Origin of the sequence: Jiella avicenniae (assembly GCF_021390325.1) — a bacterium.
GTDB classification, from domain to species: domain Bacteria; phylum Pseudomonadota; class Alphaproteobacteria; order Rhizobiales; family Rhizobiaceae; genus Jiella; species Jiella avicenniae.
This window is the reverse complement of sequence record NZ_JAJUWU010000001.1, coordinates 111903-125902: the sequence shown is the minus strand read 5'-3', so window position 1 is coordinate 125902 and position 14000 is coordinate 111903. Positions and strand designations below refer to the sequence as shown.

Here is a 14000-nt window from a genome sequence, read left to right as displayed (position 1 = left end):
CGCCCCGCTATTCGGCGGCCGCCTTGCGGGCGCCGAACTCGCCGACGATCACCTCGCGCTCGCGCGGCAGATAGGAGGCGCGCTCGGCCGGCGTCTGCGAATACTCCGCCTCCAGCCGGACGACCGCCTTCAGCATCTCCTCGCGCAGCCGGCACTGCATGGTCCAGCCGGCGGAGGGATCTTCCGCCGCGGCCATGAACCGGACGACCATTCCCATGTCGTCCTGGCCGATCACCTGGACCTTCGCCTGATCCTTGTCGACGACGTCTTCCGCCCGATCGACGAATTCCTCGAAGGCCGATCGCAGCTTGTCCACGTCCGCCCGGTGATCGAGCTTCAGTTCGACCGTCTTGGTCAGCTTGGCGTCCTGCTTGGTCCAGTTCTCGAACGGCGTCGAGACGAATTCGCTGACCGGCACGATCAGCCGCCGGTTGTCCCAGACCCTGAGCTGGACGTAGGTGAAGTTGATCTTCTCGACATAGCACCACTTTTCGTCGAACAGGACGGCGTCGCCGATCCGGGCGGTCTTGGCCAGCGCGATCTGCAGGCTGGCCATGATGTTGGCGAGGATCGAGCGGGCGGCGAAGGCGAAGATCAGGCCGATGACGCCGGCCGAGGCGAGCAACGAGAAGCCGAGGGTCTGGAAGGCGTTGATCTGGATGAGCACCAGTGCCGTTCCGAGGAGGAAGGCGATGACGATGGTGACCCGCCGCGCCGCCGAGATGTTGGTGTAGAGATCGCGCTCGGTCGCTGCGCCGGAATCCGTCAGATGGTCGAGGTTCTGGCGCACCACCCTGTCGAGGATCGCATCGACGACCCGGACCGCGACCAGCGCCAGCGCAATGACGAACAGCGCCGACTGGAGCGGCCCGAGGAACATGTTCACCGCACCGGAGAAGGTGAAGAGCATGGTCTTGACCAGCGAGAAGGTGCCGACGCAGACCATCAGGGCGAACGGAACCTTGATCATGTCGATGATCCGGGCGCCGATACGCGTCGGCTGATGCTCCTGCACCTGGCCGAGACCGCGATAGGCGAACCAGGCGGCGAAGATCGCGCCGATCAGGATCAGCGGCAGGGCGATCACCTCCCAGACCGCGAGCGTCCAGAAGGCGCGCTTCTGCAGGAACTCCGGCAAGGCCCGCTCGAACGAGGTCGGCCCGTAGATCGCGTGCATCGCCATGATGTTGTCGACGGTCTGGCTGGAAAATACCCAGACGGGGTCCTCATCCTGCGGCTTGACCCTCGCGATGCGGATCGAGACGGGACGCCGGTCGAGCTCCAGGATCGTCAGGCGGATGTCGCGGCGCGGTTCGCCGGCCATCGGGTTCTTGCTCGAGGCGTTCGCCTGCATGGCGTCCGGCCGGTCCGGCAGACTGCCCCAGTCGAGCCACATCGCCCGTTCCATGACCTCGTAGAGCCGCTTGGCGAGAACCGGCCCCATCCTGGGCTGGACGTCCGGAGAGACGTTGGAGAGATCGAGCGCTTGGGCCGCCGTCTTCCAGTCCTCGCCGCGGGCCGCGAAGACGAAGGTCTCCATCATCGACTGCGGCGTTTCGAGGTCGACATGGCCGTCGGCCGGTTCGAGCCCGGAATGAATGGCATCGACCTCGAAATAGCGGCCCGAGGCCGAATCCTGCCCGAGAGCCGGACCCCCGATCCACAGAAGGATTGCCAGATGGAAAAGTATTGCCGGCCAAATTCTCACGTGATCGCGCTGCCTCTTCTATCCGATCGAGCCACGATGCGGCACATAGAACTCGGACAGGCAAGGAACAGCACGAAATGCGGTTGCGGAAGATCTCGATCCGCAGTCCGTCTACGCTCGAACCCGAGATTTTGGGGCTGATGCGTTTCGTTCGGGCGCCCGCATCAACGGGACGGCGCGCCGGCGCTCACATCACCGCGCCGATCTGCCAGGGCACGAATTCGACCGTTCCGAAGCCCTGCGCCTCGCTCTTGGTCTTTTCGCCGGAGGCGACGCGCAGCATCATCCGGAAGATCTCCTCGCCCTTTTCTTCCATTGTCGCGCCGCCGAGGATGGCGCCGCAATCGACGTCCATGTCCGGCTCCATCCGCTTCCAGAGGTCGGGATTGGAGGCGATCTTGATGCAGGGAACCGGCATGTAGCCCGAGACGCTGCCCCGCCCGGTCGTAAAGGTGATGAGGTTTGCGCCCGAAGCGATCTGGCCGGTGACCGAGCACGGGTCGTAGCCGGGGCTGTCCATGAAGGCGAAGCCGGGACGATCGATCGGCTCGCCATATTTGTAGACGCCGGCAAGCGGCGCATGGCCGGCCTTGGCGACGGCCCCGAGGCTCTTTTCCAGGATGGTGGTCAGCCCGCCGCGCTTGTTGCCGGGGGACGGGTTGTTGTCCATCTCGCCGTGATTGCGGGCGGTATAGTCCTCCCACCACTCGATCAGGTCGATCAGCTTGCGGCCCGTCGCCTCGTCGACGGCGCGACGGGTGAGAAGGTGTTCGGCGCCGTAGATTTCCGACGTCTCGGAAAGGATCGAGATCCCGCCGTGGCGGACCAAGAGGTCGGACGCGACGCCCAGCGCGGGGTTGGCGGTGATGCCGGAATAGCCGTCGGACCCGCCGCACTGCATGCCCATGACGAGCTTCGAGGCGGGCGCTTCGGCCCGCACCGACCGATCGGCCTCCGCCGCGAGTTCGCGCAGCGCGCCGAGCGCGCCGTCGATCGTCGCCTTCGTCCCGCCGCTTCCCTGGATGGTCATGTAGCGGAAACGCGCCCCGTCCTTCAGCGCGTCCCGGCCGACGAGATCGGCGACCTGCATCACCTCGCAGCCGAGCCCGAGCATCAGGATGGCGCCGAAATTCGGATTGTGGCCGTAGCCCGCCAGGGTGCGGAACAGGGCCTCGTAGCCCTCCCCCTTGCCGGACATGCCGCAGCCCGAACCATGAACGATCGGCACGACCCCGTCGACATTGGGGAACTCATCGAGAAGGCAGCGGCGCGCGGCCTCTTCAGCGACGAAGCGGGCGACCGAGCCGGAACAGTTCACCGTGGTGAGGATGCCGAGATAGTTGCGCGTCCCGACCCGGCCGGAGGGCCGGTGGAAACCCTGGAACGTCGGCTCGCCCGGAGCGGGCGGCAAAGCCTTAGCCGCCATGCCGAAGGCGTAGTCCTGCTTGTGCGTCCCCATGCCGAGATTGTGAACGTGGACATGGGCGCCGGGCGCGATCTCCGCAGTCGCAGCGCCGATGATCTGGCCGTATTTGAAGACCGGTTCGCCGACCCCGATCCGGCGGAGGGCGACTTTGTGTCCGGCCGGGATCCTTTCGCGCGTCGCCATCCCGCCGTCGAAGGAAAAGCCTTCGGGGATATCTTTGATGGCGACGGCGACGTCGTCGCGCTCGTTGAGCTTCAGGGTCGTTACGGTCATGCTCGTCTCGCCGTTCATGGGGTGACGAGCACTTTGACCACGGGTCCCCATTTTCGACAAGCTCCAGAAAACAAAGCGAAAGACCGGCGCGGGCCACGCTCTGCGAAGCGACGGCGTCCGTCGGAATGTCGCCGCCCCCGATCGTGGCGGTCACCGCCTCGAAATCTCTTGCCGGTCGGCCGTGTTTCGACCATCCGCAACAGGGCGCGTTGCCGAGGATGCCGAAGGCGCCGGTCCGAGGAACGGGGGCAAAGCGCGACGCCGGCCGCATGCCGCCCCGGTGTTCACGATCTTCCGGCCGTCGTATATGCCCGACGTATGGACCAATCCGCCGCCCCGACCTTCACCCTTCTCGGCCAGACCCGCACGGCCTCCCGGCCGGAGCCGGCGCTCTATCTCGTCGCGACGCCGATCGGCAATCTGTCCGACATCACCCTCCGGGCGCTGGAGATCATCGCCGGGGCGGACCGCCTCGCCTGCGAGGACACGCGGGTGACCGGCAAGCTGTTGCAGCGCTTTGCCATCGAGCGGCGGATGACGCCCTATCACGAGCACAATGCGCAGGACGCCGGTCCGGCGCTGATCGAGACCGTTCTTTCCGGTGGATCCGTCGCGCTGTGTTCCGACGCCGGCACGCCGCTGGTCTCCGATCCCGGCTACCGGCTGGTGCGGAGCGCGCATGAGGCCGGCGTCAAGGTCGTGCCGATCCCCGGCGCCTCGGCGGTGACGACGGCGCTCGTCGCCTCCGGCCTTCCGTCGGACGCCTTCTTCTTCGCCGGCTTCCTGCCGCAGAAGGAAAAGGCGCGGGCCGAGCGGCTCGAAGAACTCGTGCGGATCCCCGGCACGCTGATCCTCTTCGAGGCGCCGCACCGGATCGCGGCCAGCCTCGCCGCCATGGGGGAGACGTTTCCGGAGCGGGAGGCCGCCGTCTGCCGCGAACTGACGAAACTGCACGAGACGGTCTATCGCGGCACCTTGCCGGAACTGGCGGCGCAATTCGCCGCGATGGGAGAGGTGCGCGGCGAGATCGTCGTCTGCATCGCGCCGCCGCCGGCCGGGAGCGTGGCGGGCGAGGCCGATGCCGACCAGATCCTCGCCGGCCTCCTCGGCGAGATGAAGCCGGCCAAAGCGGCGCAGGAAGCGGCACGGCTCACCGGACTTCCCCGCCGCGACCTCTACCAGCGCGCCCTGGAGCTGAAGGCGAAATGAGCCGCCCGCCGCACAAGGCCGACGCGGGGGCGGCGAAGGCGAGACGCCGCCATCTCGGCCGCGGCCATCGCGGCGAGTGGCTGGCGGCCTGGGCGCTGCGGCTGAAGGGCTACCGGATCCTCGCCCGGCAGTACCGCACCAGGCTCGGCGAGATCGACGTCATCGCAAGGCGCGGCGACCTCGTCGCCATCGTCGAGGTGAAGGCGCGCCCGACGCTCCTCGCCGCGATGGACGCCGTCGGCCCTTACGCCCAGCGGCGGATCGAGGGCGCGGCCGATCTCTGGCTTGCCAAGCAGAAGGACTACGCAAGGCTTTCGATCCGCTTCGACATCGTCGCCATCCTGCCGCGCCGCTGGCCGGTGCATGTGAAGGACGCGTGGCGGGGGCGGTCGTAGGCTTATGTGGGGAGCTCGAGCTTTCGACGTCGACGCCCTTCGCGCCCCCTCTGCCCTGCCGGTCCATGACGGGCCGAGAACCTCACCCTGACGGGTTACCTCGAGGGCATCGCCCCGGCATAACCGCCGGCGATCCCCGTCCCGTCCTTGCGCGCATAGCCACGCGGCGTATAGGCCCAGCGCTTGCCGTCGCCGGTCGAAACGACGCGGGTGTTGGACGAGCCGACGATCACCACCGTCAGCATGTCGACCTCGTCCACGTCGAGCGCCTCCAGCGGCACGATCCGCACCGTCTCTCCCTTGCGGCCGAGATTCGCGGCCAAAATCACCGGCGTGTCGGCCGGGCGGTGCTGCAGCAGCACGTCGCGGGCGAAGGCGAGTTGGGTCCGGCGCTTCTTCGAGACGGGGTTGTAGAAGGCGATGACGAAGTCGCCCTCCGCCGCGGCCTTCACCCGCCGCTTTATGTCGTCCCAGGGCGTCAGGAGATCGGAGAGCGAGATGGTACAGAAGTCGTGGCCGAGCGGCGCGCCGGCGCGGGCGGCGGCGCCCTGCAGGGCCGAGATGCCGGGCGAATTGACGATTTCGATCCGTTTTGCGGCGTCCGTGACGTCGCCCTTGTCGAGAAGCTCGAAGACCAGCGTCGCCATGGCGTAGATGCCGGCGTCGCCGGAACAGACGAGGGCCACCCTCCGTCCCTCGCCGGCCAGTTCCATGGCGTGGCGCACCCGCGCCTCCTCCTTGCCGAGGTCGAAGTCGTGGCGGGTCTTGCCGCCCGTCAGCGGGCCGAGAAGATCGAGATAGAGCGAATAGCCGACGAGATCGGTCGAGGCGGCCACCATGCGGCTCACCTCCGGCGAACGCCAAGCCTCGCTGCCCGGGCCGATGCCGACGACGAAGAGCGTGCCCCGCGCCCGGCCGATGGTCGCGGGATCGACCGGCTCCGGCGCCTCGCCGAGGGCGGCGGTGACCCGCTTCGACTTGCGCTTGGCGATCCGCAGCCGGCCGGCCGCGCCGACGCCGGCAAGCGCCGCGCCCTCCGCGACGCCATGGCAGCCGACCTCGGCGAAGACGACGTCGGACGGGTTCTCCAGCCGCGGCGCCTCCTCTTCCAGACGCGCGGCGGCAAAAAACCGCGCCGGGACGCCGAAATGTTCAGCCACCGCATGCACCGCCGCTTCGTCCGCCTTGACGTCGAGGCTGGCGACGGCCGCCAGCGACAGGGGGCTGACGCCGGCTTCGGCCAGCACGTTCTCGGCAAGGGCGATCGCCTCTTCGGCGGGCGCGCCGCGCTCGGCACCGAGGCCGAGGACGAGGGTCTTCGGCCGGTAGAGGAGTTCGTTCGGCAGAGGAGAGCGGCCCGTCGATGTGACCGTCAGCCGGACGGTCGCGACGTCGGACGAGTCGTTTTCGGCAAGCGGGATCGCCGAGGCTTCGAGCCAGGGCGCCGCCGCCTCGAGGCGCGCGCTCGCGCCTGAGACGAGCGCCGCCATCACGGCCTTGGCGTCCTGCGGGTTCTCCAGCGCATACCCCGCGGGCGGCGCGTCGAGGGCGACGCCGAATTTCACGTCGCCTGCCGTCGTCACCGCCGCGAAGCCGTCCGTCACCGCCGCGATGCGGCGCGCGAGGTCGTTGGCGCCGTGATGGCCGCCGAGAAGCGGCACGACGGCCGAGCCGTCTTCGGCGACGGCGACGACCGGCGGTTCGGACTGCTTGTCGGAAAGAAGCGGCGCCAGGATGCGGATCAGGGCGCCGCTCGCCATCAGCGCGACGAGCGGCCGACCGGCCGCGAAGAGACCGCGCAGGCTCTCGCCGACGCCGGGGGCGGCCGATCCGATTGGTGCGCCGGTGGTCTCGGCGCGTACCGCCCGCGCTCCGACGCCGATCGCCTCGCCTCCGATCGCCGCCGCGATCCGATCGGCGAGCGGCTTCGCCGCCTCGGTGAGATGGATGACGGCGGGTCTGTCGTTCGGCACGGCGGTCAGGCCCGATCTGTCGGATTGGAAGGGATCGCGAGAATCCCGGCTGCCTCGCGGGCATAACGGCGCGCGATGGCCGGCTCCTCGCCGCGATAGCCGAGGATCATCGAGAAATAGGGCGCGGCACCCGACACCTCGGCGAGTGGCATCACCCGCTCCTCGGCCAGCGTCACCCGCTCGCAATAGACCGCGCGATCGAGAAGGCCGAGCCGCGCGATCAGCGCCTTCACCCGGTCGAAATGCCGGCCGAGCTTCATGATGACGAAGGCCTCGACGCCTTCGAGCTTTTCGGTCAGCGCCGCGTCGTCGAGCGGGCCGGGAATGACGGTGAGGACGTCGTTGCGCGAAGCGATCGGCTGCAGCGCCCGCGCCGCCGAGGCCATCGGCGAGGCGACGCCCGGCACGATCTCGACCGCGTAGCGCTCGGCGAGGCGCTCGAAGAGATACATGAAGGAGCCGTAGAAGAACGGATCGCCCTCGCAGAGGACGGCGACGTCCTCGCCGCGGGTCAGCCGCGCCGCGATCGCCTCGGCCGCCCGGTCGTAGACCTCGGCTGCCGGAAACCGCTCGACGCGCATCGGCACGACGATCGGGATCTCGTCCTGGTCGCCGGCGAGAAACCCGGCGACGATCGACCGCGCGAAGCTCTGGCCGTGATCGGGCGCCGGATAGGCGACGACCGGGCAGGATTTCAGGATCCGCAGCGCCTTCAGCGTCAACAGCTCCGGATCGCCCGGGCCGACGCCGAGGCCGTAGAGAATGCCGCTCATCCGGCCTGTCCCGTGCCCGGCCGGGGTCTCGGATGGGGCTTCGTCAGATGCCAGTGGACGACCGGCATTGCCGGCTTGAAGCCGCGGAACGGCCCGACCGTCTCGGCCCGGTCGATGGCGATGCGCATCAGTTCCCCACCGAGCCGGCCGTGAAGATCGATCAGAATCGCTTCCGATTCCAGCGTCACCGCATGGGCGACCATCCGCCCGCCGGGCTTCAGCGCGTCGAAGGCCGCCGCGAAGACGCCGTCCGACAGGCCGCCGCCGATGAAGATCGCGTCGGGCGCGTCGAGCCCGGCATAGGCCTGCGGCGCCGGGCCCTCGACGATCAGGAGTTCCGGCACGCCGAGCGTCGCGGCGTTCTCGGCGATCGTCGCGCAGCGCTCCGGCTTCGGCTCGATGGCGACGGCGCGGGCTCGGGGCGCGGCCCGCAGCCATTCGACGGCGATCGAGCCGGCGCCGGCGCCGACGTCCCAGAGCAGCGCGCCGGGCATCGGCTCGAGCGCGGCGATCGCCAGGGCCCGCAGCGTGCGCTTGGTCATCTTGCCGTCATGGACGAAGGCGTCGTCCGGCAGGCCGGCGACGGTCGGGCGCGGGGTCGCCGCGCGCCCGGCGACGCATTCGACGGCGACGAGGTTGAGATCGGCGCCATCTTCCAGATCGTAGCCGGCCGCCAGGGTCTCACGGATCGCCTCGCGCTCGCCGCCGAGATGTTCGAGCACCACCAGCCGGCTCTGGCCGAAGCCACGGCTGGTCAGAAGCCGGGCGATCTCGCGGGGCGAGCCTGCGTCCTCGGACAGGATCAGCAGCCGCTCGCCCGGAAAGAGATGCCGCGACAACTGGTCGACCGGCCTTCCGTGGACGGTGAGACAGGCGGTGGTCTGGATCGGCCAGCCGAGCTTGGCGGCGGCGAGCGAAAACGCGGACGGCGCCGGCAGCACCCGCATCGCGCCCGGCGAAACATGGCGTGCGAGCGTCGCCCCGACGCCGAACCACATCGGATCGCCGGTGGCGAGGACGACGGTCGGCGTCCCGGCGCGCGCGAGCAGCCGATCGAGCGCGTCGGCGAAGGGCTTGTCCCACGGAACCGTCTCGGCCCGGGTTTCACCCAGCATGGCGAGATGCCGCTCGCCGCCGAAGATCGTTCCGGCCCGGTCGATCGCGTCGAGCGCCTCGCCGGTCAGGGAGGAAAGGCCGCCATCGCCGATGCCGACGACCGTCAGCCAGGGGCCGTCCGGCGCCGGCACGGCCGGGTCGTCGCCGCCCGTCTGCGCCTTGCCGGCAAGCCAGGGACGGACGGGATCGCTCACGGCTCCTTCGTCCCCATGGCGAGCGCGTTGACGGCCGCCGCCGCCAGCGCCGAACCGCCGCGCCGCCCGGACAGGGTGACGAAGGGAACGCCGCGGGAATCGGCGAGAAGCGCGGCCTTCGACTCGGCGGCGCCGACGAAGCCGACCGGCATTCCGACGATCAGCGCCGGGCGCGGCGCGCCTTCGTCCAGGCGCTCGAGCAGGCGGAACAGCGCGGTCGGCGCGTTGCCGATGGCGACGATCGCACCCTCGAGCAGATCGTCGCTCCAAAGGTCCACCTGGGCGGCCGAGCGGGTGGTCGCGTTCTTCTCGGCGATGCGGCGGGTGCGCGGGTCGGTGAGGCGGCAGACGATCTTGTTCTGCTGCTTCAGATTGGCGGAGATGATGCCGTGGGCGACCATTTCCGAATCGCAGAGGATCGGTGCGCCGGCGTCGAGCGCTGCCTGGCCTGCGGCGACGGCGCCCTCCGAGACGGCGAGATCGGTGACGATGTCGGTCATGCCGCAGGCGTGGATCATCCGGACGGCCAGCGCCTCGGCCTCCTCCGGCACGGCCGAAAGATCCGCCTCTTCGCGGATGATCCGGAAGCTCTCGGCATAGATCGCCGCCGGGTCCCGCAGATAGCCGTCTTCGGCAGCGCCATTGGCGAGGTCGTCGAGACCGCCACGGTCGGGAACGAGATTGGCCTCCTTGAGCTGGTCGAGGCCGACGATCCAGCCTTCCTCGGCGAGGACCGCGGCGAGTTCCTCCTCAGACAGCCCGCGCGGCACGTCGAGCAGAGGCGCGAAGCGATCGGCCGCGTCGAGCCTTGCGAAGAGTTCGGCGAGCGTGTCGACCTGCGCCTCGTCGAGGCAGGATTTTTCGCCCTTCTCGATGTCGACGAGGCCGGGATAGATCTCGGCGAGGACGATGGGTGCCGAGATCGCCTCGGCGAAGCGGGTCTCGAAGGGCCAGACGGCGATCTTGCCGGAAAATTCCGGATCGGCGCGAAGATGCTGCAGCCGGGCGATGCCGGTGATCGCCTGGCTGCCGACCGAACCGGTGAAGTTCAGCTTCCAGACGGGCTGGGCCTTGCCGGTGCGCGCCTCGGCCATGCGCTTTTCGGGCAAAGCCGTCGGATAGGGATCGGGCTTGGTCACGGACAGGCCCGGCACGTCCTGGTGCATCGGCCGACCCCAATACATCGGCGCGAAGGAGAGGCGCTCGCGGTTGAGGCGGCCCGTCACCTCGAAGCGGTTGGAAAAGTTGTCGTCCCGGTCCTGCATCGCCTCGGCGAAGAAGCTCCAGAGCGCCTGCCAGCCAGCCTCGCCGGTGATCGCCGAGGCGCCGCCCTGCGGATAGCCGAAAGGAAAGTCGAAGCCGGCGAAGACGGTCTTGTCCTCGGCGAGCGCATCGCGAAAGAACTGTCTCAGCCGGGCCATCGCCGCCGAGCGGGTCGGCGGGTTCGAGGTCTCGATCATCCGCACCTCGCCGCCTTCCCGCTCGGCCAGCGCGATCCAGATCGAATCCTTGCCGGTGGTCGGCGTGTTGGCGGCCGACCAGTCGACGATGGCGTAGCGGTCGAAAAGGGGCATCGGGTCGTCTCGTCTTCTGGCGCGTCGTCAGCCGGCGCGTCGAGCGCTCGAACTAGCGCATCGATCGCGGGCCGAGAGGGTGGTCGGCATGCGGATAGGGATGGTGGTGGTGCCCATGGTCGTGGGTGTGGCCATTCCCGCCGGCATGGGAATGCCCGTGATCATGGGCATGATCATGGCCGCCGTCACCATGATGATGATGGTGATGGCCGTCCCCGTGGTGGTGGTGATGGTGGGTGCCACCGTCATGGTGGTGATGATGACCGCCACGGGAGTGATCGGCGTGGGAATGTCCCGCGGCGGACTTTGCGCCCGCGGCAGGCTTTGCCTGACAGGCCCCGGTACAGGTCGTGTCGCAGAGCTTGCAGTCGGCGGACGAGCCGATGCCCTCGACGTGGTGGTGGTGACTCTCCTGGGCGAGCCCCACCTCGGCCTCGAATCCCAGCACCTGCTCGCGATACTTGCAGAGCTGGCAGTTCATGTTGTTGGTGCCTTCGAGGATCTCATCGAGACGGTCCACGAAGGTCTCGACCACCAGATCGTGGTCGCCGAGATAGGGCGCTTTGAGGAATTTGATGTCCGGATGGGCGGCCGCCACGGTGTCGGTCTGGTCGTAGATCCGCCGCACCAGGATGCCGGTGAAGAGGAAATAGGGAAAGACGACGATCCGTTTGTAGCCGAGCTTGGCGGCATGGGTCAGCCCCGGCCCGACCAGCGGAAAGGTGACGCCGGAATAGCAGGTCTCGCCCCAGCCGAAACCGAAGCCTTCCCACAGCATCCGCATGACCTTGGAAACGTTGGAGTTGGCGTCGGGATCGGAGGCGCCTCTGCCGACCACGACGAGCATCGTGTCGTGCAGCGGCTCGCCGTCCTGCCAGCCGTCGGCTCTCAAGCATTCCTTGATCCGCTCGCCGGCGGCGCGCAGCATCTTCAGGTCGATGCCGAGCTCGCGGCCGTAGTTGATCGTCACGCCGTTTTCGGCGGCATAGGTGTTGAGCACCGATGGAATGTCGTTCTTGGCATGGCCGGCGGCGAACAGCATGCCCGGCAGCGCCATGATCTCGCGCGCGCCCTCGCCCCGCAGCCGGTCGAGCCCGTCGCGGATGATCGGCTTGGCGAATTCCAGATAGCCGTAGTCGGTCTTCCAGTCCGGCAGCCGGGCCTTCAGCTTCTCGGCGAGCCCGGCGAATTCGCGCACCGCGCCCTCGTCGCGGCTGCCATGGCCGCACAGCATCAAGGCTTTCATGACGTTCCCTCCTAGTCCGTTGACGACGCCGGAGGAGCCGCGAACCCTCGTCGAGGATCGGCGGATCGTTCCGACAGCTCCGTCTTGGCCCCCTGCTTGGGTCGGCCGCACCGGAATCGCTTTCAGCCCCTTCGGGAGGGGCACCGTCGATTGATCGCCATGGGGTAGATGGGAATTGCGGCGCGGTCAAACCCGAACACGGCGAGAGCTCCGCGCAACCGGCGCAACCCGCCCGCTCACCGAAGGGCCGGACCGTCGTCGAACCCGCCGCCTGGATGGGCCGCTTTCGACCGACAGCGCCGGGAGCGGCTCGTCGGCTACGTCGCAGGAAGGTTGAAGGCCTGCCGAAAGGCCGCCAGCGCGTCGTCCGGATCGCCGCTCGCAAAGGCCTCCATCCCGACGGCGCCGTCATAGCCCATCGCCGCGAGCGCCCGGGCAATGCCGGCATAGGCGATTTCGCCGGTGCCGGGCTCCATTCGGCCCGGGACGTCCGCGACCTGGATCTCGCCGATCCACGGCAAGGCGGAGCGGCAGAGTTCGATCAGATTCCCCTCGCCGATCTGTGCGTGATAGAGGTCGAGATTGAGCTTCAGCCCCGGCCGGTTCACCGCCGAAACGAGCGCCAGAGTGTCCGCCGCCCTCGCAAAGGGCACGCCCGGGTGATCCACGGCCGTGTTGAGGTTTTCCAGCGTGAAGACGACGCCCTTTTCCTCGGCGAGATCGGCGATCCTCTCCAGCGTGTCGCGCGCCTTCAACCACATGGCGCCGCTGACGGTCTCGCACGGCGTCACCGGCAGTCCACCCTCGCCGAGGCCGGTGCCATGGAGGTTGAGCCGCCGGACGCCGAGACGAAGGCCCACCTCGGCGGTCTGGCGCGCCGTGCGCAGGAGCTCGGCGGCGCCCTCGTCGTCGGCGAGGCGACCGGACAGATAGCCGTTCATGATCGAAAACGTCGCGCCGGATCTCTCCAGCATGGCGAGGTCGTGATCCGGCCAGTTCCACAGCCCGACCTCGTAGCCGAGTTCGCAAAGACGCTTCACCCGCCACTCCATCGGGCGGTCGCGCCACAGCATTTCGGCGCAGGCGGCGAGAGTGAAGGCCATGGTCAGGCTCCCGCCATCACCTCGGCGACCGCGACGGGGCGGCCCTCCTGGCGCGAGCGGTTCGCGGCTTCCGCCAGAGCCAGCGCGTTCACACCGTCCTCGACGGTGGCCGGCACGGGCTTGCCGCCCTCGACCGCGTCGACGAAGGCGGCCCATTCGATCTGATAGGCGCGCATGTAGCGTTCGAGGAAGAAGAACATCGGCTTGGCCGAGGAGACGCCTGCCGCGGTCGACTTGACCACCGTGTTCTCGACCTCGTTCCTCGCCTCCAGCATGCCGTCCGAGCCGAGCAGCTCCACCCGCTGGTCGTAGCCGAAGGCGGCGCGGCGGGAGTTGCGGATCGTAGCGAGCCGCCCGTCCGAATAGGTCAGGACGACGACGGCGGTGTCGACGTCGCCGGCCTCGCCAATCTCCGGATCGACCAGGCAGGAGCCATGCGCCATGACGCTCTCGGGCATGCCGAAGAGAAAGGCGCACATGTCGAAGTCGTGGATCATCATGTCCCGGTAGAGCCCGCCCGAGACCTTGACGTAGGCGACCGGCGGCGGCGCCGGATCGTAGGAGGTGACGGCGAGCATTTCGCCCCTGCCGATCTCGCCGGCGTCGAGGGCCGTCTTGATGGCGGCGAAGTTCGGATCGAAGCGGCGGTTGAAGCCCATCATCACCGGCTTCGCCGACTTGGCCGCGATCTCGCGGACGCGTCGCGCCCGCTCGAGCGACAGGTCGATCGGCTTTTCGCAGAAGATCGCCTTGTTCGCCGCAACGCCCTTTTCGATGAGTTCGGCGTGGGTGTTCGTCGAAGAGGCGATCAGGATCGCGTCGATCGCCGGGTCGGCGAGAATGTCCTCAGGGGTGCGGACGGCGATGCCGTGCTCCTTCGCGAGGCTATCCGCGGCCTCGGCGACGACGTCGGTGACGGCGACGAGGTCCGACCGCGAATCGGCCTTGATCGAGGCGGCGTGGACCTTGCCGATGCGGCCGGCGCCGAAGAGTGCGACTTTCATGGGTTT

At 68.7% G+C, this 14000-nt stretch carries 11 protein-coding genes; 2 read left to right on the top strand and 9 right to left on the bottom strand.

What is annotated here, in order from left to right; all coding sequences use genetic code 11:
- Nucleotides 1–7: 7 nt before the first annotated feature.
- Together LZD57_RS00630 and LZD57_RS00625 are read right to left on the bottom strand one after the other, a co-directional pair.
- Nucleotides 8–1708, bottom strand: a complete 1701-nt coding sequence (locus LZD57_RS00630; protein ID WP_233717181.1) for a mechanosensitive ion channel family protein — start codon at nucleotides 1706–1708, stop codon at nucleotides 8–10.
- A gap of 187 nt (nucleotides 1709–1895) precedes the next feature.
- On the bottom strand, nucleotides 1896–3407 hold the full coding sequence (locus tag LZD57_RS00625; protein WP_233717180.1) for a UxaA family hydrolase: 1512 nt from the start codon (nucleotides 3405–3407) through the stop codon (nucleotides 1896–1898).
- A gap of 318 nt (nucleotides 3408–3725) precedes the next feature.
- Between LZD57_RS00625 and rsmI the strand changes: the two genes are divergently transcribed.
- Both rsmI and LZD57_RS00615 read left to right on the top strand, forming a co-directional pair.
- Nucleotides 3726–4616, top strand: coding sequence for a 16S rRNA (cytidine(1402)-2'-O)-methyltransferase (rsmI, locus tag LZD57_RS00620; protein ID WP_233717179.1), 891 nt, complete (start codon nucleotides 3726–3728; stop codon nucleotides 4614–4616).
- On the top strand, nucleotides 4613–5011 hold the full coding sequence (locus tag LZD57_RS00615; RefSeq protein WP_233717178.1) for a YraN family protein: 399 nt from the start codon (nucleotides 4613–4615) through the stop codon (nucleotides 5009–5011). The genes rsmI and LZD57_RS00615 overlap by 4 nt, the downstream gene beginning before the upstream one ends.
- Nucleotides 5012–5106: 95 nt before the next feature.
- On the opposite strand, the gene cobJ is transcribed toward LZD57_RS00615, so the two are convergent.
- The 7 genes from cobJ to iolG form a co-directional block, all read right to left on the bottom strand.
- On the bottom strand, nucleotides 5107–6993 hold the full coding sequence (gene cobJ, locus LZD57_RS00610) for a precorrin-3B C(17)-methyltransferase (RefSeq protein ID WP_255699722.1): 1887 nt from the start codon (nucleotides 6991–6993) through the stop codon (nucleotides 5107–5109).
- Nucleotides 6990–7757: a precorrin-2 C(20)-methyltransferase gene (gene cobI / locus LZD57_RS00605; RefSeq protein WP_233717176.1), complete on the bottom strand. Its 768-nt coding sequence runs from the start codon at nucleotides 7755–7757 to the stop codon at nucleotides 6990–6992. Before cobI ends, cobJ begins: the two co-directional genes overlap by 4 nt.
- Nucleotides 7754–9004, bottom strand: a complete 1251-nt coding sequence (gene cbiE, locus LZD57_RS00600; protein WP_233717436.1) for a precorrin-6y C5,15-methyltransferase (decarboxylating) subunit CbiE — start codon at nucleotides 9002–9004, stop codon at nucleotides 7754–7756. The genes cobI and cbiE overlap by 4 nt, the downstream gene beginning before the upstream one ends.
- 59 nt (nucleotides 9005–9063) lie before the next feature.
- Nucleotides 9064–9687 (bottom strand): precorrin-8X methylmutase, encoded by a 624-nt coding sequence (locus tag LZD57_RS00595; RefSeq protein WP_233717435.1) that lies wholly within the window; start codon nucleotides 9685–9687, stop codon nucleotides 9064–9066.
- Between the two features lie 1006 nt (nucleotides 9688–10693).
- Entirely contained in the window at nucleotides 10694–11887 is a 1194-nt protein-coding gene (locus LZD57_RS00590; RefSeq protein ID WP_233717175.1) for a sirohydrochlorin chelatase, read from the bottom strand.
- Nucleotides 11888–12204: 317 nt separating this feature from the next.
- Nucleotides 12205–12990 (bottom strand): TIM barrel protein, encoded by a 786-nt coding sequence (locus tag LZD57_RS00585; protein WP_233717174.1) that lies wholly within the window; start codon nucleotides 12988–12990, stop codon nucleotides 12205–12207.
- A 2-nt stretch (nucleotides 12991–12992) separates the two neighbouring features.
- The gene (gene iolG / locus LZD57_RS00580; protein WP_233717173.1) at nucleotides 12993–13994 is read right to left on the bottom strand and encodes an inositol 2-dehydrogenase; all 1002 of its coding nucleotides are present in this window, start codon (nucleotides 13992–13994) and stop codon (nucleotides 12993–12995) included.
- Nucleotides 13995–14000 lie beyond the last annotated feature (6 nt).